The sequence below is a fragment of the Kitasatospora sp. NPDC057936 genome (genome assembly GCF_042887525.1).
In the GTDB taxonomy this organism is placed as follows: Bacteria; Actinomycetota; Actinomycetes; order Streptomycetales; family Streptomycetaceae; genus Kitasatospora.
Genome location: NZ_JBHVPD010000074.1, coordinates 1 through 20,179, shown reverse-complemented (window position 1 = coordinate 20,179; position 20,179 = coordinate 1). Strand labels below are relative to the sequence as shown.

Genomic DNA, 20,179 nt, shown 5'->3' with positions numbered 1-20,179 from the left:
CCCCGAGAGCGGAAGCGGCCGGCCCGCGGCCACGGGACCCCACGGCCGACGGCGGGCGGCCGCGGTCGGCGAGGACGCGGCCCGGGCAGCGTGGCAGGGCGAGTACCCGGCGGCTCAGCGCCCGGCCGAGGAGAGGACCGCGGCGATGAGCTCGCGGCGGCCGGCCACGCCGAAGCGGGCGAAGACCGCTGTCAGGTGTTCCTGGACGGTGTAGGCGGACACGTGGAGCCGGCCCACGATCTCCCGTGTGGAGCACCCCTGGAGGACCAGGGCGGCCACCCGGTTCTGTGCGGGGGTGAGCCCGTGAGCGGCCAGGAGCAGGGAGCCGATCGCGGCGGCGGGGGCCGGCTCGACGACCACGCAGACCTGGTCGTCCGCGGAGCCCCGCAGGCGGGTGGCGTGCAAGGCCAGCCAATGACCGTCGCCGGTCCGCAGCCGGACCGGGCCCCGGCGGTCCGGTGCGTCCGCTCCCTGCGCGTCCCGGGACCGCACCAGGCGGGCCGCCACGGAGTAGACCGGCCAGGGCAGGCCCCGGACCCTGGGTGCCGGCAGTCGGTCGAGCCACCGTTCGGCGTCCGGGCTGATCGAGACGAGGGTGAGCTCCCGGTCGAGCACGATGACGCCGGGGGCGCCCGGCGCCTCGGGCCCGCCGCGCCTGATGGTGTCCCGGATCATGCTGCGGCGCAGGCCCTCGGCCAGGTGCGGGGCGAGCGTTCTGACGGCGGCGAGATCCCGGTCGGAGAAACCGGCGTCCGCATCCGCCCGGTGCAGACACAGCACTCCCCAGCAGTCGCGCCCTGCGATCAGGGCGGCCCGGAGCTCGTCCCCCAGCCCCAGACCGGCCATGATCTCCCGGTAGCGTGCGCTGGCGGACCGTCTCCCCAGGGTTGCCCGGTCCAGCGACATCACCGCCTCCGGTCCCCGGGCGAGCGAGGCGAACTTGTTGACGTCCTCGCGGCCGAACTCGTTGTCGAGGAAGAGCGGGCCGACGCCGGCCAGCGGCTCCTGGGCCACCACCGACGTGAACAACAGGGTCGCCGGGTCGACGGCTGAGAAGAAGGCCGCTTCGACGGGGAGAACGCCCGGCAGGCGGCGCAGCACCTCAGCGCAGAGCCCGGGAAGTTCCAGGTCGGCGTGGCAGCTGTCGATCAGCCGCTCGATACGCCGTTCCCGGATGCCCGTGGCCATGATCCCGACGCTACGCCGGTGCCGGGGCCGGCACGAGCCCGAGCTGGCGCAGCAGGCCGAGGTCGTCCAGTCGTCCCCAGCGTTCGACGATCAGGCCGTCCCGGAGCCGGAAGATGTTGATGCCCTTGAGCACGACCGTGCGGCCGTCGCCCGCGACGCCCATCACTTCGCCGCGTTGGGTGCCCGAGGCGGTGAACTGCTCGACGACCAGGTCACCCTCGCCGACGAGGAGTCCCAGGTCGGAATGCCAGTCGGGGAAGGCCCCTCGGAACAGGGCCCCTGCGGCACGCATCCCCTCCCGGCCCGCGTCGCCGCCCAGGGGCGGGTCGTGGTCGAGGTAGTCCTCGGCGAGGTAACCGTCGACGGCCGCCAGGTCGCCCCTGGTGAACAGCGCGTCGATGAACGCGATCACTGTCTGCTTGTTCCGCTCGATGGTGTCCATGCCGAAAATCCTCGACCCGCCGAGTCCCCGCTGGAACCCCAGCTCTCTGGGGTGTCCGCCCGTACCGGCCCCGCGGCGGTTCCGGAGCGGGTGCGCGAAGGCCGGGCAGCCGTGGCACGGACCGCGGCGGGCGCCAGAGCCTTGGCTCACTCGCCGTGCGGCACGCCGGTGGAAGGTACGCTGCGCGGATCGGCGCGACCGGGTGGCGGCGCTGTTCGAGCGCCGCGGGGTCGCCGTCGTCCCTTCCGAGGTCCCTTCCGAGGTCCCTTCCGAGGGGACGACCCCGCAGCGTCGCTGCTGTTTCTCGCTACTCCTCGTCGAGGAGGGCGGCGAACCGCTCCAGCGGGTTCCCGGTGAACGGGCGCAGCGCGGGGGCGAGGAGGCGTGCGCCGGGGAAGCGCAGTCCGCCGAGGAAAGCGAAGCGGGTCGTGCGGTCGGTCTCGGGGCGTGCTGCCATTCCGCCGAGGACGAGGCGGCTCTGCATCAGGCACCACCCGGGTGCGAGGTCGATGTCGAAGGTCGCGCGGAGCCGGGTGTGGCCGTGGATCCGGGCCCGGAACGGAGCACCGGTCGGCTCGGGGTCGATGAGACGGACCGTGCGGACGTCCGGGATCCAGAGCGGCATCGTGCGTTCCAGGTCCTGGGCGACCGACCAGACCCGCTCGAACGGCGCGTCGAGGACGGTCTCGCCGATCCGGGCCGCCCCGGGTGCGGTGGCGGCGATCACGTGCAGGCGGCGGATGGTGTCGAAGTCGGCGACGGGCCACTGGGGCACCGGGTTCTCGGTCACTGCTGCCACGCCTTTCGGAAGCTGAGTCGGGCCCGGGAGAGCCGGGACTTGACCGTCCCCGGTGCGACGGCGAGGAGTTCCGCGGTCTGCCGTTCGTCCAGCCCCTCCAGGTCGCGCATCAGCAGGACGGCCCGGTGCTCGGGGGAGAGCCGGGCGAGTACGTCGTGGATGTCCGCGGCGAGTTGGGGGTCGCCGGGCGCGGGGAGTTCGCCGAGTTCGGCCGGCCGGGAGCGCGCCGAGCGGGTCGCGCACCGTACGGCCTCGCGCACCGCGATGGCCCGGACCCAGCCGAACAGCGCTGCGGGCTCCTGGAGTTGGCGCAGCTTGCGGAAGACCACGATGAGCGCTTCCTGGGTCGCGTCCGCGCCGTCGTCCAGCGCGATCGGTCCGCAGAGTCGGCGGACGTAGGGGGTGATCAGGTCCAGCAGCCGGCCGACCGCGAGTTGGTCGCCGCCCTGGGCGGCCCGGACCAGTTCGGCGAGGCCGGGCGGTGGCTCCTGCATGGCGCTCTCTCCGTCGATCGGCAACAGGGGGTCCAAGGATGGAGGCGTCGCAACGGCGAAAGGTTCCGGCGGCTTTTCGCCAGGCTCGCGTGTTCCTCGTCACAGGAACGGATCGCCGGGTGGGGTGCTCCTCCGGGTGTTCGAACGTCCCGAGGTCCTCCGTGAGGTGACGCAATGAAGCCGACGAGCATCCATACCAAGGCCATCGCGATCGGCGCGGTGCTGGCCGTGGACGGTCTGGTCCACCTGTACTGGGCCAGTGGGCGGACCTGGCCGGTGCACGGCACCGTCCGGCTCTCGCAGCTGGTGCTCAACACCCGGGTGCCGTTCACCCCGCAAGGCCTGATCCCGCTCGCGGGCATGCTCTTCTCGGGCGCGGCACTGGTGCTGGTCCGGGGCGGGTGGCTGCCTGCCCTGGGCCGCCGGCTGCCCGCGGTACTGCCGCGCTGGGGGAGCCGGGCGGTGGCCGCCGGACTGCTGGCCCGCGGCACGGTCGGGCTGGTCTGGGTGACGGGGGCCTGGGCGGACCCGGCCGACACGTTCTACTGGCTCAACCTGCTCCTGTACACCCCGCTGTGCCTCCTGCTGGGCCGGGCGGCCTGGCAGGTGTCGGCGGCGGAAGGGGTGAGGGGACTTCCGTGGAGGGTCGTGGCGTGAAGGGCGGCCCGCCGGTGGTCCGGCGGGCCGACCTTCGGGTGGACGGCGGGAGTGCGCGGACGGGCCCTACGGCCGGGGCAGCTCGCAGCCGTCCGGCCCGCAGGCGTCCGCGTCGCCCCCGCCGACCTGGACCAGCGGTGCCGGCGGCCGGCTCTCCCAGGCCTGCTCCAGCGCCCGCGTGAACGTTTCCGCGGGCTGGGCCCCGGACACCCCGAGCCGGCGGTCGAGGACGAAGAACGGCACACCCGTCGCCCCCATGGCGCTCGCCGTCGCCTCGTCCTCGCGCACGGCCTCCGCGTACGCCTGCGGATCGGCCAGCACGGCGGCGGCCGCCTCGCCGTCCAGCCCGGCCCCGACGGCCAGCTCGACCAGCCGCTCCTCGTCGAACGCCGAGCGCTCCTCGGCGAAGTTGGCCCGGTACAACGCGTCCAGCAGCTCGGCCTGCCGGCCCCTCTCCTTGGCGAAGTGCAGCAGCCGGTGCATGTCGAAGGAGTTCGCCGCGTCCCGCCCGCCGTCCAGGTACGGCAGCCCCTCCGCGCGCGCGTTCTCGGCGATCCGGGCGTCCGCCGCCTCGGCCTGCTCCAGGCTCATCCCGTACTTCGCGGCGAGCAGCGGGAGCACGGGACGGGCCGCGCGCGGCGCGTTCGGGTCCAGCTCGAACGAGCGGTGCACGACCTCCACCTCCGCGCGGTGCGGGAACACCGCCAGGGCCTGCTCGAACCGGGCCTTGCCGATGTAGCACCACGGGCAGTTGATGTCGCTCCACACTTCGACGCGCACGGGACCGCACTCCTCTCACCGTGCGGGCCTGTCCCGCGCCGGTACTTACGGGAATGCGCTCGCGCACCCGAATATTTCAGGGTGAGAAATATTTGAACGGGCGGCCCACGACCGCGCAGCTCCTCAGCCGCGGGGTGCCAGCGCCGCGACCAGGTCCCCCGCCGTCAGCCGTTCCAGCTCCTCGGGCGCCGCGTCCACCGGCCCCGGATAGAGCCGGTAGAGCGCCCCGGACAGTTTCTCCGGCGCCGGCACGTCCCCGTCCACCAGCGCGACGAACGCCCGTGCACCGTCCGGCAGTTCCGCCTGCCCGGCGCCGTCGTCGTCCCGCCGCGCCCGCAGCCGGGCCGCGAACGCCCCGACGTCCTCGCCGTCGCGCCGCCGCCACCGCCGCACGCCGAGGCCGCCGCGCACGTGCACGTCGTCCGTGCCCGCCGCCGCCCGGGCGCAGGCGACGTCCCACAGGGTGGCCCGGTTCTCCGGGCCGAAGTGGGCGAGCACGTCGCGGCTGAGCGAGCCGACCTCGGCCTGGTGGCGGTGGACGCTGTGGTAGCCGCCGTCGGCGCCCGTGTTGAGGTCGGTCCAGGTGTACTGCCGCTGCGCGAGGTCGACGATCATCGGGACGGACACCTTGGCGTCCCCGACCAGGTCCAGCCGCTGGCGGACCGCCCTCGGGTGGTAGTGCTCGCCGCCGGAGGGCGTCGCGCCGAGGTCCATGAACCCGGCGAAGGCCTCGGTCAGCTGCTCGAAGGCGACGTCGTTGTAGCTGAACACGATCACCACCGCGTACCGCGCGCCGCCCGCTGCCAGCCGGGCGAGGTCCAGGTCGACGAACTCCGTCGCGCCGTCGGGCGGCGGCGCGGACACGTAGTCGCCCGAGTGCACGGCCGCCCGGTCGCCGTGCACCAGGTTGGTGTAGTCGCACAGGCCGCTGAACCGCCACTGCTCGTCGTACAGCGCGACGGACAGGTCGAGGTCCACCCGCAGGTGCTCCGGCTGCATCCAGTGCACGAACAGCCGCAGCCGCTCGCCGGCCGGCAGCCGCTGCCGGCTCCCGCGCGGCACGCACACCAGGGTCTTGGCGGCGGCCCGCTCGGCGAACGGCGCGACCAGGTCGGCCAGGCCCTCGTCCAGCAGCGCGCGGTCGTAGCGCTCGCCGCCGCTGCGGCTCAGCAGCTCGGCCTCGATCAACGCGCAGAGCGGGGCGCCGAGTTCGGCGGGCACCACGGTGCCGTGGTCCTCCCGGGCGTGCGCCAGCGAGACCGTCCCCCGGGGGAAGTACAGCCGCCGCTCGCCCGCCGTCCGCTTCCCGCGCAGCCGCCCGTACGCGCCCAGCAGCGGCCCGGGGGCGACCCGGCCCAGGGCCCGGGCCACCGTCTCCAGCAGTTCGGGCGGCAGTGCGGCGCCGGGATCGGTGGTGGCGTGCACCCGCAGCACGTGGTGCAGCCGGCGGACCAGCTCGCCCGGGCGCGCGGCCAGCACCCGTACCGCACCGGCGGCGTCCCCGGCGGCCAGCAGCGATTCGACCCGCCCGGCGAAACCGGTGAACGCCAGCCGGGTGTGGTCGCCGGTGGTGACCACGCGCAGCGGCGCGGGCGGCTCGGCGAACTCCCGGCCCACCTCGTGGGTGCGCAGGTCCGTCTCCCGCAGCAGCACGAACGCGGCCGTCACCTTCGGGAAGCGCCGCCGGTGCTCGTAGGGGTGCAGCAGTTCGCCCGCGCGCAGCCAGGCCGAGCGGTGGCGGCGCAGGTCCTCGGCGAGGGCGGTGGGGGACAGGCCCTCCAGGACCTCCAGCAGGCCCCGGCGCAGCGGCCGCGGCAGGTTGCGCAGCCGCAGGCGCCGGGCGGTGGCGGGCAGCAGGTCGGGCTCGGCGCCGGACCACGCCCAGAGCAGCCGCAGCACGTCGGTCGCGGTGTCGACCCGCTCGGCCAGGACGGGCAGGGCGGAGGTGGCGTCGCGCTCCAGCAGGGCGGCGAGGACGGTGGCCTTGGTCTCGCGCAGCGGGATCCGCGCGGGCAGGCGCTGCGGCAGGTCCTCGGGCGCGTGGGCGAGCAGCGCGGCGAGGTCGTCGCGGTCCTGCGGGGAGAGCGGGGTGCGGCGGGCCAGCAGGCGGTGGAACTCGGCCATCGCGGCGGTGACCTGGTCGGCGGTGATCAGCCGCAGCGGGCGCAGGGCCTGCCGTCCGCCGAAGTCCTGCGCCGCCTTGCGTCCGGCCGAGCCGTCCTCGCCCAGGTAGGTGCCGGTCGCCAGCCGCGCGCCGCACAGCGGGCACTGCCCGCCCCGGCCGTCGGCGTCCAGGCCGTCCAGGCAGGGCGCGCAGAGCAGGTGCGCGCAGGGCGCGAGCGCGCCGACGCCCACCTCGGCGCCGCGCCGGCCGCAGTGCGCGCAGGGCTGGTTCGGCTGGTTGAGCAGGAACGCCCTGATCTGCCGGGTGTAGAGGACGTGCGCGTGATCCGGCACGGCGTCCGGGAAGCGGCGGAACAGCGGCAGGTGCTCGCGGTCCGCGCCGAGCAGGTGGTCGATCCGGGCGAGCAGCCCGTCGCCCAGCTCGGCGAGCCGCACCGGCGCCAAGCGGGACAGCGCGGCGCGCAGTTGCGTGGTGAGGACGTAGCCGCGCCGGACCAGATCGGCATCGAGGGCCACCAGGCCCCGAACGCTCCACGGATCCGCGGAGGGCAGCAGTTCGCCGGGGGCCACGGCGAGGGCACCACGCCGGCGGAGCAGGAAGGAACCGAGATCGAGATCGACGCTGACGTCGAAGGGAGCCACGATGGCTCGGGGCATGCGAAGAGATCCCCCCACGGAGGCGGAAAGTAAGGAGGGGCGGAGAGGGGGCGCGCTACTGGTTTTCGAAGGAAGAAGAGAAGGAAGCGCGCCGCGGAGCCGCCAACACGGCGACCATAGCCGAACACCGAGGCACCGCCCACCGATTTATTCCGGCCACCTCGGAGCAGGACGGCACGCCCGCCCCTGGGGATCCCGGGACGAAGCCGACTGTGACCTGCCGGGACGTCAACCCGTGGGACGGGAAAGGGATATGTAAGCGATCGGTGAGACGGACGGTGCGAGGATCGGCGAAACGTTGCTGGAACGACGCCGGCTGGGGGGCAGGGCGTACATGAGTGATACGACATCGGTGCGGCGAGACGGCGAACGGGAAACGGCGCGGCTGTCGGAACGCCTGCGGGAAATGCGTTCGCTGACGAAGAAGAGTCTCAAAGACCTGGAACGCGTGACCATGGTGAGCGACTCGTCCTGGTCGCGGTACCTCGCCGGTCGCGGCCTGCCACCGTGGGCCGCGGTGGAGGCACTGTGCCGCGAGGTCGGGCGGGACCCGGAGGACCTGCGCCTGCTGTGGGAAGCCGCAGCGGCATCACGCACCGAGCAGGAGCGGCCCCCGCAGACGGCCGACGACGTCGGGCCGGGAACGGCCGGGACCGTGGTGCCCGTCCGCAGGAGGCGGTCGTGGCTGGTGTTGGCGGCAGCTGCCGTGACGCTCCTCGGAGTACTGGTGAGTGCGCTTGTGCCTGCTCTGCGGGACGGCGGGACCGGTTCCTCGGCGCCGCAGGCCGATCCGAAGCCGGACGGCCCGGCTTTCGGGGCATCACCCCCTGCGCCGCGCACCGCAACGGCGGTGCCCGGCGCGATCCGTGCGGACGCGGCCGTGCCGGAGCAGTTCCGCGGCGCCATCGAACTCGCCGCGAGGCGGTGCACCGAGGCCGAGGTGACCCCGGCGCTGCTGGCGGCGATGCTCAAGGTCGAGAGCGGTTTCGACCCGGACCTGCGCGACCCGAAGGCGGACGAGTACGGGATCGCCCGGTGGACCCCGGCAGTCTTCAACGCCTGGGCGGTGGACGGCAACGGTGACGGGGTGAAGGACTACATGTCCCCTGCGGACGCGATCGCCACGATGGGCCTGTACACCTGCTGGCTGGACCAGCGGATCAAACAGAGCGGCCTGCACACCAACCTCCCGGGCCTGATCGCGGCCGCCTACCGCACCAGCGACAAGGCCGTCATCCAGGCCGAGGGCCCGCCCGAGGGGACCGCCGCGTACGTCGCCGATGTCCTGCGCTACCAGGAGCAGTTCGCGACCCGGTAACTGCCGGCTGCTCCGCCCCCGGACCGGGGACGGAGCAGCCGTTGTGCGGGGTGCCGGACCGGAAGGTGCTCCGCGACCGGGTGAGGCGTGCGGTAGCGGCCCTTCCGGGCAGGCGAGGATCAGCCCGTGGGACGGATCACGGCGCGAAGTAGGGGACCGGTTGTCCGTTGACGTCCAGGATGTCACTGTCGCCGTTGGGGCCGCCGCTGACGAAGATCCCGCTGATCCAGCCCCAGTTGGGGCTTCCGGGGATCTGGATCCACGCCCAGCGGTTGTTGTGGTAGGACCCGTAGGAGGCCTCGTCGCCGATCCATTCGCTGTCGACGCAGTAGTTCCCCGCATTGATCGTGGCGACGACCGGCTGGTGGAGGATCCGGCCGTCGTCCCACTGGCTGTGGACGTTGACGCCGTTGGCCCAGACGTGGATCGTCGTCGTGCAGGAGGGACCGCCGACGGCGTGGGCGGGGGCGACGGAACCGAGACTCATCGCCGTGCCGGCCAGCGCGGCCACGGCCAACGCCCGGACGCCGTGGGACTTTTTGACTGTCTGCATGCTGCTCTCTCCTCTGTGCTCTCGGATTGTTTCGTGCGGGGAACGGGGACCGACGCCCCGGAGCCGGGCCGTCAGCAGTGGCTGACGTGCGGCGACCAGTCCGCGTAGTTTCCGGTGTTGAGGTAGTAGTCGTTCACGAAGACGGTGGCTTCGGAGACCTGGAACCAGTAGCGGTCCCCGTGTCCGTCGGCATCGGGCGCCCCGGTGGTCCAGCAGAAGAGCGGCACCTCGTCACCGTTGTGGAGCTGCACGCCCTCCTGGACTCCGTGGGCGTAGTCCGGTGCGAGGTGCATTGCGAGGTAGGAGCCCGGGTTGATGGCGGTCACCGTGGTGCACACCCTGTTGCCCCAGAAATCGCGGCAGGGCTGGTGGAGGTCGACCGCGGCAGAGGCCGGGGCCGCGAACACGCCGCAGGCCGCCAGCGCGAATCCGAGCGCGGTGGCGAACCGGGCGGCGACAGCCGTCGAAGGACGACGCACGAGGGAACTCCTGTCAGTGGGATTGCCGTCGAGAAGCCGCCTCCATGAAGGCGGCGAGGGCCGAGCCGGGAAGGCCCGACGGCGAGTGACCCCAAGCTGAGCAGCGCGCCGGTGGACGGACAAGCGCCCGTGTGCCGGACGGGACGTCCCAGGGACGGGCCCCGCCGTGACCTGCCGGGACACCACCGCTCGGGATGAGGACGGGATCCGAGGAACCGGCGGCTGTCATCCTTGGGGGAGCGGGAATCACGTGGGATGGTCGTGAAGATGGTCCTCGGGTTCCGGGCCGGTCCGGCGTGGGAGCCGGCACCGCCGGCCAACTCCCTTGAGCGGTTAGCCTTTTCCGCATGCAGACCACCCGCCCCGCAAGCCCGGGTCCCGCCACCACCCGCGACCGCCTGCTCGCGTTCGGCTCACTGCCCGCGGCAGCGGCCGTGCTCACCGGGACGAACGCGCTCTACCTGCTGCTCGTCGTCTTCGGGAACGTCACCGACTTCCCCACCAACCAGCACTTCGTCCAGCACGTGCTGGCGATGGACACCACCTTCCGGGACGGGAACCTGATGTGGCGCTCCATCACGTCCCCGGGCCTGCAGAACGCGGCGTACGTCGCGATCATCGCCTGGGAGGCGCTGAGCGCCCTGGTGCTGACGGGCGGGACGTTCGCCTGGTGGCTGCGGCCGGACCTGGCGCGCCGGCTCAGCAGCCTCGGCCTGCTGCTGATGCTGCTGCTCTTCGGCGTCGGGTTCATCGGGATCGGCAGCGAGTGGTTCGCCATGTGGCAGTCGAAGACGTGGAACGGCCTGGACGCGGCGATCCGCAACGTCACCCTGGCCGGACTGGCCCTGGTGGTGGTGAACCTGCCGTACCGCCCGCACACCCCGTCGGAGTGAGAGGACGCGCGCCGGTGCTGCCCGCCCGGTCGGCACCTCCGCCGCCCGCCACCTCTCCGGCACCGCCGACTTTCACCTTCCAGCCCCCGAGGCGCCGTCAGCTCGCGTCGTCCCCGGGAGCCCCGTACTCCCGGTGCGCGTCCAGGTAGGGCAGTTGCACCCGTTCCCGCCAGTCCGCCGCCTGTTCGTGCGCCGCCGGCCGCACCGCCGCCGCCTCGCCCGCGTCCTCGGCCCAGCCGTACGGGTACGGGCTGCCCAGGGCCACCGCCGTCGCGGCGAGGTAGCGGGCCATCGCCGCGTCGTCCGGTACGGCCAGGGTCTCGACCTCGCCCCGGTCGACCGTGATGCCGATCTCCCAGCCCCCCTGTGCCGTGCGCTGCGCGCCCCAGCCGCGCGCCCAGCGCACGTGCTCCGCCGTGACCTCGCCCCCGGGCCCGGGGTCCAGCCCCGCATCACGCAGCGCAGGGACCACGGAGGCCGGGGACGGCCAGGGGATGGGCAGCCCGGCGCTCACCGCCACGCCGAGCACGGTGCGGCACGGGTAGGGCGTGCGGCAGCACGCGCAGCGCGGCTGCCGCGCCTCGGAGCCGCCGCCTTCCGCCCGGGCGGGCTCGTGCAGCTGCACCACGGCGCCGAGCAGGTACTGGTGCCTGCCGACCGGCTGCCCGGCGTCCTTCAGGTCCCGCAGGAAGAGCTGCAGCAGCCGGTGGAAGAGCCGGCCGCACTCGTGGCTGCCCAACGGCGGCACCGGCACCCGGACCACGCTGTCACTCCCTCGCCCGTCACGACCCATGCGGACGAGCCTAGGGCCTTCGCGCCGGTCACCCGGCCGGGCCCTGGACGCCGGCCGTGTCCGAACGCTCACGGACCGGATTCCGCGAGGTTCGAACCTCCGATCGTCCGGGTGCATACCGAGTGTTCGGCAGCTACCCGAGGGGGCGCCATGGCCACGCTGATCGCCTTGTTCGCGGGCCTCGCCGTCATCGTGACCGGCCTCGCCGTCCACCTGCACCGCAGACCCGACAACCGGACCGAGACCGTCGAAGGACTGCTTGCCGAGCAGGAGCGCACGGCCCGGCTGCGGGCCGCCCGCTCCTCCTACAGCTCGATCGCCATGCACAGCACCCACGGCCTGACCGTCGACGACCTGGAGAGGTACCGCAGGTAGGGTCCGGCCGGCTGCGCGGCAGCCCCGGTACTCCACCGGGCAGGACCTGAGGTCCGGCCGGCTGGAGCACCGGGGCGGCGGGGGAGCGGTGCCGTGTGCGCGGTCAGGCGTTCTGCGCCCCGTTGAAGACGTTGTAGGCGTCGTCGCGGAAGTAGGCGCTCACCGCCCACCACTTGCCCTGCCAGCTGTTGCCCGTGACGAAGTCGCCGGTCTGCACGGCCGAACCGTCGTTCTGGTCGTAGTTGACGAAGAACGGTCCGCCGCTGGCACCTCCGCCCAGTCCGATGCAGTTGTCGATCCGCGCGGTGGACGGCTGCTCGGGGCCGGCCACCGGCTGGCCGCCGCACCAGAGCATGTGCTCCCGCTCGGCGGGAACCACTCCGGGGATGCCGATGATGTGCGCGTAGTTGTTGATGTCCCGGTTGAACCCGATGCCGGTGGCCCCGACGACGTCCGCGATGTGCTGTCCGTTCAGCGTGTTCAGCACGATGAAGGCGATGTCGCCCTGCGGAGCGGGGGCGTCGACCCAGCCGGCCGCCCGCCAGCTCCACCAGCCGTGGGGGGCGTTCCCCGCGTCGTAGCCGGGAGCGAACGAGAAGTCGTGCCCGCCCTCCACGCAGTGCCGGGCCGTGGCGATGACGTCGCGGTTGGCGCTGGAGACGACATTGGCGGTGCACACGCCGTTCCCGGTGAGCAGCCGCCCGGTGGTGCCCCAGACGCTGGCCTTGCCGGCGGCCGTCGCACTGGCGGCGACCCTCGTGCCGGCCTTGGGGTTGGCGGTCGGTTCGGTCGCGTGGATCGTCAGCGGCCGGCCGCCGAGGGAGCTCTCCTGGTCGGGAGCCCAGCTCGTACTGCCGGCGTTCGCCGGGTTGATCAGGACGTGGCTCTTGCTGCCGACCCGCTCGATCGGCCCGGTGCCGGCGGCCGGTGCGGCGGACGAGACCGGCACGGCCAGGCCGAGGGCCGCCACCGATGCCACCAGTGCTGTGAGGAGACCGCGCATGCGCATGGGTGTCCTTTCTTGACTGCGGGATGTCGGGATGTGCTGTCCCGTCAGCTTGGAAGTGGCACGTCAACAATTGGTCAACAACGTGCCAACGACTGCACCGGCGACCACGGCCGGCCCGGGCCGGTGGCCGGCGTACCGGAAGGTCCCCACGGTATTTCCGTTCGGCTGACGCGAGTTGGCAAATTCGGCATACTAACCGTCCATGAGAGTGGCTCTGTTGACCGCCGGTTCGCGTGGTGACGCGGCTCCCTACACCGGCCTGGGGCACGCGCTGGAACGGGCCGGGCACCGGGTCACCCTGGTCACCCACGCCCGTTTCGCCTCCCTCGCCGAGGACGCGGGCATCGGCTTCCATCCGCTGCCGGTGGATCCGCGGGCGGAGCTGGAGACCGAGCGGGGGCGTGCGCTGCGGCGCAGCGCCAACGACGTGGAGCAGCGGGCCCGGGCCTTCCTGCTCGCCCGGCAGGGCGCGCGGCAGATGGCGGAGGGCCTGCTGGCGGCCGCCCAGGAGGCCGATGTGCTGCTCGTGTCGAGCTCGTTGCAGTTGCCGGGTCACACCCTCGCCGAGGGGCTCGGGCTGCCCGGCATGGGCGTCTACCTCCAGCCTCTCCACGCCACCGGTGAGTTCGCTCCGAGCGTCATGAGCACCCGGTCCTTGGGGCCGGTCGGCAACCGGATCGCCGCGCGGGCCGTGAACGCCGCCGTGGACGCCGTCTACTCCGAGACCGCCCGCACGTTGCGGGCCCGCCTCGGCCTGCCGCCCCGCAGTACCCGCGCCGCCCGCCACGCCCGTGAACGGCAGCGCTGGTCCGTCCGGCACGGCTTCAGCCCGCTCGTCGTCCCCCGGCCCCGCGACTGGCGCCCGGAGCTGACCGTCGACGGCTACTGGTGGCAGTACGACCCGCCGGGCGCCGGACTGCCCCAGCGCGTCCGGGAGTTCCTGGCGGCCGGCCCGCCGCCGGTCTTCGTCGGGCTGGGCAGCATCCCGGTGCGCGACCCGGCGCGGCTGGGCGCGACGGTGGTGCGGGCCCTGCGCGCGGCCGGGCTGCGCGGGGTGGTCCAGCGCGGCTGGAGCGGTCTGGAGGCCGACGGCGACGACATGCTCACCGTCGACGACCTCCCGCACGCCGTGCTCTTCCCGCAGACCGCCGCCGTGGTGCACCACGGCGGAGCGGGCACCACGGCGGCGGCCCTGCGCGCGGGGGTGCCCGCGGTCCCGCTTCCCCTCCAGCTCGACACCGGTTTCTGGGCCGCCCGCCTGGCCGCCCTGGGCGTCGCGCCCCGGGCCGTACCGTTGCGCGGCCTCACCGCTCCGGCGCTGACCGCCGCGCTGCTGAGTGTCACCACCGACCCGTCCTACCGGGAGCGGGCCCGTGCCCTGGGCGCCCGCATCCGGGCGGAGGACGGGACGGCCCCGGTCGTCGCAGCCGTGGACCGGCTGGCCAACGCCTGAGGCCGGCGAGGCCACCGCCACCGCGGACCCGTCCGAGGGGACGCGGACCGCGGCGCCGGCACGCCGTCCGGCAACGCCGGGGCCCCGGTGCGGGCAGCGGTCACGGCAGGGTGCCGGGCGTCCAGGCGTGCCCGTCGGTGAGGATGTTCACCAGGGACGGGGTGCCCTTGTCGGGGGCTCTCAGGTCGGTGATGCGCGTGTACGGGTCGGCATGGACGTACGGGGACAGGAAGCTGTGCTCGACGTGCAGGGCGACGTCCACGGCCGTGTTGTTGACGACGGAGGACGCCGCCTTGTCGTGGGCGGCGTCCAGGTCGTAGGGGCCGGACGCGTCGGCCAGCAGCATCCATCCCGGCCGCTCGTTGAAGGACTGGTTCTCGAACAGGCAGACCCAGTTCCTCGGGCACGCGTCGGGGCCCTGGACCTCGTGCGCCACGTAGAAGCGGCCGGGCCCGGACGGCACGTCGACCACCGCACGGCCGCCGTGGGCGTCCGCGATCGCCGGGACCGGGGGAGCACCGGGGACCGCGCTCCCCGAGTCGGAGGGGGCGGGCTCCCGGCCGGAGGGAAGGAACACCAGCACGGCCACCGTGGCGGCGCCGGCCACGGCCAGGACGGCTCCGGCCAGCAGACCGAGCCGCCCCCGCCGCGAGAGCCGTGAACGACCGGCGTCATCGCCGGGGCCGGGAGGCCGCGGGGGCTGCGAGGGTTTGCGCCGTTCGTCGATCGCCGCGCGGCGCAACTCCTCCCAGTACGCCCAACCGCGTTTCGCGGCGGCGCCCCGCCGCTGCGCACGCGCTTCGAGCACCTCCACCACGAAACGCGCCACCTTCGCGTCACTGGGGATGCTGCGCCCGTTCAGCCAGTCGCACAGCGTGGCGACACCGACCTTGACCTGCGGCTGCTGCCGCATTCCCTGGTCGGCCAGCTGACGGTACGTCGGCGCGCCCGCGGCCTCGTACAGCTTCCGCAGCTCCTCGGTGAACCGCTCGGCTGCCCCCATGCTCCCTCACTCACCTCTGCACCGAATTCGGCCCGAACCGGCGCCGAACGCTTCCGCACACCGGCTCCGGCCTGCGCGGATGCCGTTCGGCCGAACGACCCGTACTGGCCCGGCCCGCTCGCCGCCCGCTGACATGGACCCCGGGCCGGGCCGGGCCGTCCGCCCGACCGGTCCAACGAGCCTCGCGGCCCCACGATGCGGCGGCTTCAGGCCGCCCGCCGCCGGCCACCCGACCCACCCGAAGAGACCCGAAAAGACAGGACTCATCCCATGACCCGCACCCGCACGACGCTGGCCGCCGCCGTCGCCTGCGCCTTCCTGCCCCTGGCCGCCACCACGGCCACGACCACGGCCTCGGCCCAGCCGCGGGCGCAGGAGACCGCCCGGTCCCTGCCCTGCCCGGACGGCTCGACCGACCTGGGGGCGGGCCACGACCGGATCGGCGACAGCAACGAGCTGATCGTCCAGGTCTGCGGCCACAAGGCCACGCACCAGGTCACCAGCGTCCGCATCCACTACGCCAAGCGCAGCGGGGGCTGCGCCGACGGCCTGCGCTTCCACTGGCGGTGGGCCAACGGGCACGGCACCCCGAAGGGCGGCGGAGGCGACGACAACGGCGCCTTCCGGGCCTGCGCCCCGAGCGACCCCAGCTTCGTCTGGGACTACCCGTCGCCCCGGTCCGCGCCCTCGCCCGACGCGGCCGCCGTCGTGGGCGGGCTGACCAGCGGCGACACGACGTACGTCACCACGCCCGTCACGTGGAACTGACCCGCCCCCCAGGGACCCGGGTCGGATCCGCGGGTCCCCCGACCCCACGCGTGACCGAAACCAACCCGCCCACAACGCAAGGACCACACCGATGAACCGTGCAGGTGTTGCCGGCGCGGCGCTGCTCGCCGCCCTCGCCCTCACCGGGCCCGCCGTCGCCGCCGCCCCGACGGGCGTCACCGGCGCCGCGCCGAAGATCAGCCGCAGCGAGGAGATCGCCCGGGCCCGGACCTGGCTGACCGCCGACCACGGCAGGCCCGTCCCCTACGACCAGAACCACGACTGGACCGACGGCTGGCGCGAGGACTGCTCCGGGTACGTCTCCATGGCGCTCAAGCTGCCCAAGGCCGGCCCCAACACCGTCGGACTCAAGAACGACGGCTGGACCAAGCCCATCCCGATGAGCGAGCTCAAGCAGGGCGACCTCGTCATCAAGGCCGACAGCGACAGCAGCAAGCGGCGCCACGTGGTGATCTTCGACCGCTGGACCGACGCCCGGCACACCGCGTACGAGTCGTACGAACAGGCCGGCGGCGTCGGAACCCGTACCCACGTCCACACCTACGGCCTCGACGCGCACGACGGCTACCAGGCCTACCACCCGGTCAACCTGACGGACTGACAACCCGACCACGAAGGGCCTCCCGCCGAGCCTGCCCCCACTCGCCGGCGGCGAGGCCCCCGGGCCGGGTCGGCCGTCGCCCCCGAACCGTTGCCGGTTCCGCCGGTGCACCTGGGCAGCGCGGCGGCCTCCAGTGCCTTCTCGGGGCCGCCGTAGCGTAGCGCGCGCCTCGGACAACGGCCCCGGCGAGGCTCGGCCGGGAAGGGGGTCAGGCGGTGGCCTTGCCCGCGGTGACCAGGGCGGCGAGTGCGGTCCGCTGGACGTACACCAGCAGGCCGACGGTGACGCCGGCCATCACCAGGGCCATCCCTGATCTTGCAGGGTATCCCCGGCTTCAGCCGGGGAGGGATGCATCCTTGGCCCGGAGCCGCGAAGCGGCGGAGAACGCTGCGTTGTCAGTGGGGTGCACTAGCTTGACCACATCGACCGAAAGGGGGTGGGCTGGATGATCCGTGCGTACAAGTTCCTCATGCGGCCCACCGTGGGCCAGGCGCAGGCACTGTCGGAGATGCTTCGGGATCACTGTTCGCTCTACAACGGGGCGTTGCAGGAACGCCGCGACGCCTACCGGCACGTCTCGAAGACCGGCATCACGTACGGGATGCAGTCGGCGCAGCTCAAGGAGATCCGGGCGTTCGACCCGGAGCGCCAGGGCCGCTGGTCGTTCTCCTCGCAGCAGGCGACGCTGCGTCGCCTGGACAAGGCGTTCGCCGGGTTCTTCCGCCGGGTCAAGTCCGGCGAGACGCCCGGTTACCCGCGCTTTCGGGGGGTGAGCTGGTTCGGCACGGTGGACTTCCCGAAGGACGGTGACGGCTGCCGCTGGGATTCCACGCCGCACGACCGGGTGACCCGTGTCCGGTTCCAGGGCGTCGGGCACGTCAAGGTCAACCGGCACCGGCCGGTGGTCGGCAGGGTCAAGACCGTGTCCGTCAAGCGCGAGGGCCGCAGGTGGTTCGTCGTGCTGACCGCCGAACAGGGCGAGCCCCAGCCGCTGCCCGCGACCGGCTCCGTGGTCGGCATCGACGTGGGCATAGCCAACTTCCTCGCCGACTCGGGCGGCGGGTTCGTGCCCAACCCGCGCCACGGGCGGAAGGCCGCCGCGAAGCTCGAAGCCGCACAGCGGACTCTGTCCCGGTTCCCGCGCTGCAAGGCCAAGGACCGCACGGCGAATCACCGGCGGGCGGTCGAGAAGGTTTCCGGGCTGCACGGCAAGGTGCGCCGCCAGCGCCTCGACCACGCGCACAAGACCGCGCTGGGCCTGGTCCGCGCGCACGATTTCATCGCGCACGAAGACCTCAGGATCCGCAGCATGGTCAAGGCTCCCGTGCCGAAGCCCGACCCCGACCAGCCGGGTGGCTTCCTGCCCAACGGAGCGGCGGCCAAGGCCGGGCTGAACAAGTCGATCAACGATGCCGGTTGGGGGGTGTTCCTCACGATCCTCACCAGCAAGGCTGAAAGCGCCGGCCGGGAAGTGATCGCCGTGGACCCCCGCAACACCTCCCGCACCTGCCCGCGCCCGGAGTGCGGGTACGTCGCGGCAAAGAACTGGCCCACACAGGACACCTTCCACTGCGTCGCCTGCGGCCACACGGCGCACGCCGACACGGTGGGAGCCGTCAACGTTCTACGGGCCGGGCTGGTCCGTCGCAACGCCCGCCAGGGTTAGCGAGAAGCCCCCGGCTTCAGCCGGGGGAGGAGTCACGGTGTCCCCCGTGGTGTCGTTCCCCGCCGGGACGTGCCCGCCCCGGTCATGATCATCAGTTTCGCACGCCGGTTCGGCCGCAGGTGGCGGCGATGTGTCAGCAAGGCGAGATGACGGACGTCATGGGGCCCGACGCCGGCCGGGCGCGTTCAGGGTGTGCCCTTCGGGACGACGAGGACGACGACCGGGTCCGGGGCCACGGCGGAACCGGGCCGTGGCCCCGTGTTTCGGCGCCGGGCCGGCCGGGCCACCGTCCGGCAGCGCCGAACGTGAGGCACCGGCAGGGTGAGGAGGTCGCCGGATACGCCGGTGCTCTTCACGCGCCGCCGGGCACGGCCGCCGCTGCCGGCGGGTTCCCCACCCGGGTCACTCGCGGTCGGTCACCGCGAGCACGATCTTCCCGGTGGTACGGCCCAGTTCGCCCAAGCCCGCCATGCCTTCGCCGAAGAGCACCGTGCCGGCGGCGGCGAGGATGTCGCGGTGTACCTCGTCGGCCGGCCGCCGTCCCCGGCCCCGTCGTGCCGGCGCGCCGCCCTCCCCTGCCGGGCCGGTACTCGGGCCCCCGGCCTGACGATGCGTCTGATGGGGCATCCGCCAGATGATGCCCCATCAATCTCCGCTGTCCGTTTTGCGATGACCAAGACTCGGCAGTGCAGAGATCAAGCCAGTGCGTGCACAATCAGACAATCTGAAAAGATGTTCGAAATTTGGTCAGTGTACAACTATGCTCCTCGCGGTGCCGGGACAACTGTCCTGCTGCAAAGGGGCCCTGACGGGCCAGGGGGAAAACGTGAGGGGTCATGACCTACACGACAAATCGGACGGGATTGCCGCAGGAGCGGCGGGTCCGCAAGAAACTTTCTACTCTGATAGCACTCACTCTTGCCGCCACCGTGGCCGGTACGACCACCGCCCAGGCCCTGCCGTCCGATGTCGGGCCGGCGCCGCTGCCGGCTGACGTCCGCGGCAAGGTCGTCGAGGCCTGGGAGTTGGGCGGCGTCTCGACCAAGGACGCCGCCGCGAAGGCGCTGGTCGGTTCCGATGCGGACCTCACCAGGTTCCTCGGCGAGACCCTGGCCCGGGCTTCCGCCGAGGACGAGCGCTTCGCCGTCCTGAAGATGCTCAGCGACACCGGTGTGGGCGTCCGCGAGGCCGCCACGAAGGCGCTGAACGGTACCGACGCGGACGTCCACGCGTTCGTCACGTCGGGCTGGCAGAAGCCGATGAACGAAGACCGCCGGGCGGCGGTCTTCTACGTGCTGAACAACAGTGAGGCGGGTGTCCAGGCGGCCGCCGCCAAGGCGCTGAACGACGGCAGCCAGAAGGCGCTGGAAGACTTCCTGACCACGGGTCAGGCCAAGGCGCAGGAGGAGGACGACCGGTTCGCCGTCTTCGCCGCGCTCGGCCAGAACCCCGGGCCCGAGTACACCAAGCAGGCGCAGCGGGCGCTCGCCGGGACGGCGCAGGACGTCCGGGCGTTCCTGGAGAAGGGCCAGTACCTGGCCCGGACCCGGGACCAGGAGACGCTCTCGATCGCCCAGCTCGCCCAGGCGGCCAAGGAGGCCGGCCAGCGCGCCAAGAACGAGACCGAGAGCGCCAAGCAGGCCGGCGCCCGTGCCGAGGACGCCGCGCGCACGGCGAAGGACGCCGCGCAGCGGGCCGCCACCGAGGCCGCCGCCGCCAAGGATGACGTCAACAAGGCGGGTGCGGCGGCCAACAGCGCCGCGCAGGCCGCCGAGGGCGCGGCCGCCGCCGCGGAGACGGCGATCTCCGCCTCGAACGCAGCCGTCGCCGCCGCGCGCACGGCCGCCTCGGCCGCGCAGTCGGCCGCCTCGGCCGCGGCCGCGGCCGAGCAGGCCGCCTCCAGGGCGTACCGGGCCGCCGCGTCGGCCGCGGGCAACCGGAACGAGGCCGGTGCCGCCAGCGCCGCCGCCCAGCAGGCCCGTGACGCCGCCAAGGGTGCCCGGGACGCTGCCGGCGCCGCCTCCGCGGCGGCCAGTGCGAGCGCCGACGCCGGGCGCTCCGGTGCCGCCGCCGCCCGTGCCGCGCGCGACGCGGCCAGTGCCGCCG

Annotated in this window: 20 protein-coding genes and 1 pseudogene; 9 read left to right on the top strand and 12 right to left on the bottom strand. The window is 73.4% G+C overall.

All coding sequences use genetic code 11. The features are described 5' to 3' along the window. Positions 1–114 precede the first annotated feature (114 nt). The 4 genes from ACFVU9_RS31480 to ACFVU9_RS31465 all read right to left on the bottom strand — a co-directional run bounded on the left by ACFVU9_RS31480 (position 115) and on the right by ACFVU9_RS31465 (position 2,923). Positions 115–1,188 carry a LuxR C-terminal-related transcriptional regulator gene (locus ACFVU9_RS31480; RefSeq protein WP_387599220.1) on the bottom strand — a complete coding sequence of 358 codons (1,074 nt, stop codon included), beginning with the start codon at positions 1,186–1,188 and terminating at the stop codon, positions 115–117. Positions 1,189–1,198: 10 nt separating this feature from the next. After that, complete coding sequence (locus ACFVU9_RS31475; protein ID WP_380448211.1) at positions 1,199–1,630, bottom strand: ester cyclase; 432 nt, start codon at positions 1,628–1,630, stop codon at positions 1,199–1,201. 307 nt (positions 1,631–1,937) lie between these two features. Then, positions 1,938–2,420 (bottom strand): hypothetical protein, encoded by a 483-nt coding sequence (locus ACFVU9_RS31470; RefSeq protein WP_387599217.1) that lies wholly within the window; start codon positions 2,418–2,420, stop codon positions 1,938–1,940. Beyond that, complete coding sequence (locus ACFVU9_RS31465; RefSeq protein WP_387599214.1) at positions 2,417–2,923, bottom strand: RNA polymerase sigma factor; 507 nt, start codon at positions 2,921–2,923, stop codon at positions 2,417–2,419. Before ACFVU9_RS31465 ends, ACFVU9_RS31470 begins: the two co-directional genes overlap by 4 nt. Positions 2,924–3,097: 174 nt before the next feature. On the opposite strand from ACFVU9_RS31465, the gene ACFVU9_RS31460 reads away from it, so the two are divergent. Then, positions 3,098–3,580 (top strand): DUF3995 domain-containing protein, encoded by a 483-nt coding sequence (locus tag ACFVU9_RS31460; RefSeq protein ID WP_387599211.1) that lies wholly within the window; start codon positions 3,098–3,100, stop codon positions 3,578–3,580. Between the two features lie 66 nt (positions 3,581–3,646). On the opposite strand, the gene ACFVU9_RS31455 is transcribed toward ACFVU9_RS31460, so the two are convergent. Both ACFVU9_RS31455 and ACFVU9_RS31450 read right to left on the bottom strand, forming a co-directional pair. After that, positions 3,647–4,360 carry a DsbA family oxidoreductase gene (locus ACFVU9_RS31455; RefSeq protein WP_380448215.1) on the bottom strand — a complete coding sequence of 238 codons (714 nt, stop codon included), beginning with the start codon at positions 4,358–4,360 and terminating at the stop codon, positions 3,647–3,649. A 123-nt stretch (positions 4,361–4,483) separates the two neighbouring features. Then, a complete protein-coding gene (locus ACFVU9_RS31450; protein ID WP_387599208.1) occupies positions 4,484–7,141 on the bottom strand; it encodes an MXAN_6230/SCO0854 family RING domain-containing protein in 2,658 nt (885 codons plus the stop codon). Between the two features lie 334 nt (positions 7,142–7,475). On the opposite strand from ACFVU9_RS31450, the gene ACFVU9_RS31445 reads away from it, so the two are divergent. Continuing rightward, positions 7,476–8,459, top strand: a complete 984-nt coding sequence (locus ACFVU9_RS31445; protein WP_387599205.1) for a helix-turn-helix domain-containing protein — start codon at positions 7,476–7,478, stop codon at positions 8,457–8,459. A gap of 136 nt (positions 8,460–8,595) precedes the next feature. Here the strand turns inward: ACFVU9_RS31445 and ACFVU9_RS31440 are convergent, their stop codons facing one another. Then, positions 8,596–9,012, bottom strand: a complete 417-nt coding sequence (locus tag ACFVU9_RS31440; protein WP_387599202.1) for a hypothetical protein — start codon at positions 9,010–9,012, stop codon at positions 8,596–8,598. Between the two features lie 71 nt (positions 9,013–9,083). Further along, positions 9,084–9,491, bottom strand: coding sequence for a hypothetical protein (locus ACFVU9_RS31435; RefSeq protein WP_387599199.1), 408 nt, complete (start codon positions 9,489–9,491; stop codon positions 9,084–9,086). Between the two features lie 347 nt (positions 9,492–9,838). On the opposite strand from ACFVU9_RS31435, the gene ACFVU9_RS31430 reads away from it, so the two are divergent. Then, positions 9,839–10,384, top strand: coding sequence for a DUF2165 domain-containing protein (locus tag ACFVU9_RS31430; protein WP_387599197.1), 546 nt, complete (start codon positions 9,839–9,841; stop codon positions 10,382–10,384). Positions 10,385–10,481: 97 nt separating this feature from the next. Here ACFVU9_RS31430 and ACFVU9_RS31425 read toward each other — a convergent pair whose 3' ends face one another. Then, positions 10,482–11,177, bottom strand: a complete 696-nt coding sequence (locus ACFVU9_RS31425) for a hypothetical protein (protein ID WP_387599194.1) — start codon at positions 11,175–11,177, stop codon at positions 10,482–10,484. 150 nt (positions 11,178–11,327) lie between these two features. On the opposite strand from ACFVU9_RS31425, the gene ACFVU9_RS31420 reads away from it, so the two are divergent. Next, positions 11,328–11,552 (top strand): hypothetical protein, encoded by a 225-nt coding sequence (locus ACFVU9_RS31420; RefSeq protein ID WP_380448223.1) that lies wholly within the window; start codon positions 11,328–11,330, stop codon positions 11,550–11,552. A gap of 103 nt (positions 11,553–11,655) precedes the next feature. Here ACFVU9_RS31420 and ACFVU9_RS31415 read toward each other — a convergent pair whose 3' ends face one another. After that, entirely contained in the window at positions 11,656–12,555 is a 900-nt protein-coding gene (locus tag ACFVU9_RS31415; protein ID WP_387599191.1) for a trypsin-like serine peptidase, read from the bottom strand. Between the two features lie 208 nt (positions 12,556–12,763). Between ACFVU9_RS31415 and ACFVU9_RS31410 the strand changes: the two genes are divergently transcribed. Then, the gene (locus tag ACFVU9_RS31410; RefSeq protein ID WP_387599189.1) at positions 12,764–14,014 is read left to right on the top strand and encodes a glycosyltransferase; all 1,251 of its coding nucleotides are present in this window, start codon (positions 12,764–12,766) and stop codon (positions 14,012–14,014) included. A gap of 100 nt (positions 14,015–14,114) precedes the next feature. On the opposite strand, the gene ACFVU9_RS31405 is transcribed toward ACFVU9_RS31410, so the two are convergent. Then, positions 14,115–15,017, bottom strand: a complete 903-nt coding sequence (locus ACFVU9_RS31405; RefSeq protein ID WP_387599186.1) for a peptidase inhibitor family I36 protein — start codon at positions 15,015–15,017, stop codon at positions 14,115–14,117. A 270-nt stretch (positions 15,018–15,287) separates the two neighbouring features. Here ACFVU9_RS31405 and ACFVU9_RS31400 point away from each other — a divergent pair, with 270 nt between their 5' ends. The 3 genes from ACFVU9_RS31400 (at position 15,288) to ACFVU9_RS31390 (ending at position 18,073) form a co-directional block, all read left to right on the top strand. Beyond that, positions 15,288–15,785, top strand: a complete 498-nt coding sequence (locus ACFVU9_RS31400; protein ID WP_387599183.1) for a hypothetical protein — start codon at positions 15,288–15,290, stop codon at positions 15,783–15,785. 91 nt (positions 15,786–15,876) lie between these two features. Further along, a complete protein-coding gene (locus tag ACFVU9_RS31395) occupies positions 15,877–16,407 on the top strand; it encodes a hypothetical protein (RefSeq protein WP_387599181.1) in 531 nt (176 codons plus the stop codon). Between the two features lie 445 nt (positions 16,408–16,852). Further along, positions 16,853–18,073, top strand: a complete 1,221-nt coding sequence (locus tag ACFVU9_RS31390) for an RNA-guided endonuclease InsQ/TnpB family protein (protein WP_387599178.1) — start codon at positions 16,853–16,855, stop codon at positions 18,071–18,073. 402 nt (positions 18,074–18,475) lie between these two features. Here the strand turns inward: ACFVU9_RS31390 and ACFVU9_RS31385 are convergent, their stop codons facing one another. Next, positions 18,476–18,700 carry a hypothetical protein gene (locus ACFVU9_RS31385; RefSeq protein WP_387599176.1) on the bottom strand — a complete coding sequence of 75 codons (225 nt, stop codon included), beginning with the start codon at positions 18,698–18,700 and terminating at the stop codon, positions 18,476–18,478. A gap of 302 nt (positions 18,701–19,002) precedes the next feature. Here ACFVU9_RS31385 and ACFVU9_RS31380 point away from each other — a divergent pair. Further along, positions 19,003–20,179 (top strand): annotated as a pseudogene (locus tag ACFVU9_RS31380) (hypothetical protein); the annotation flags it as partial.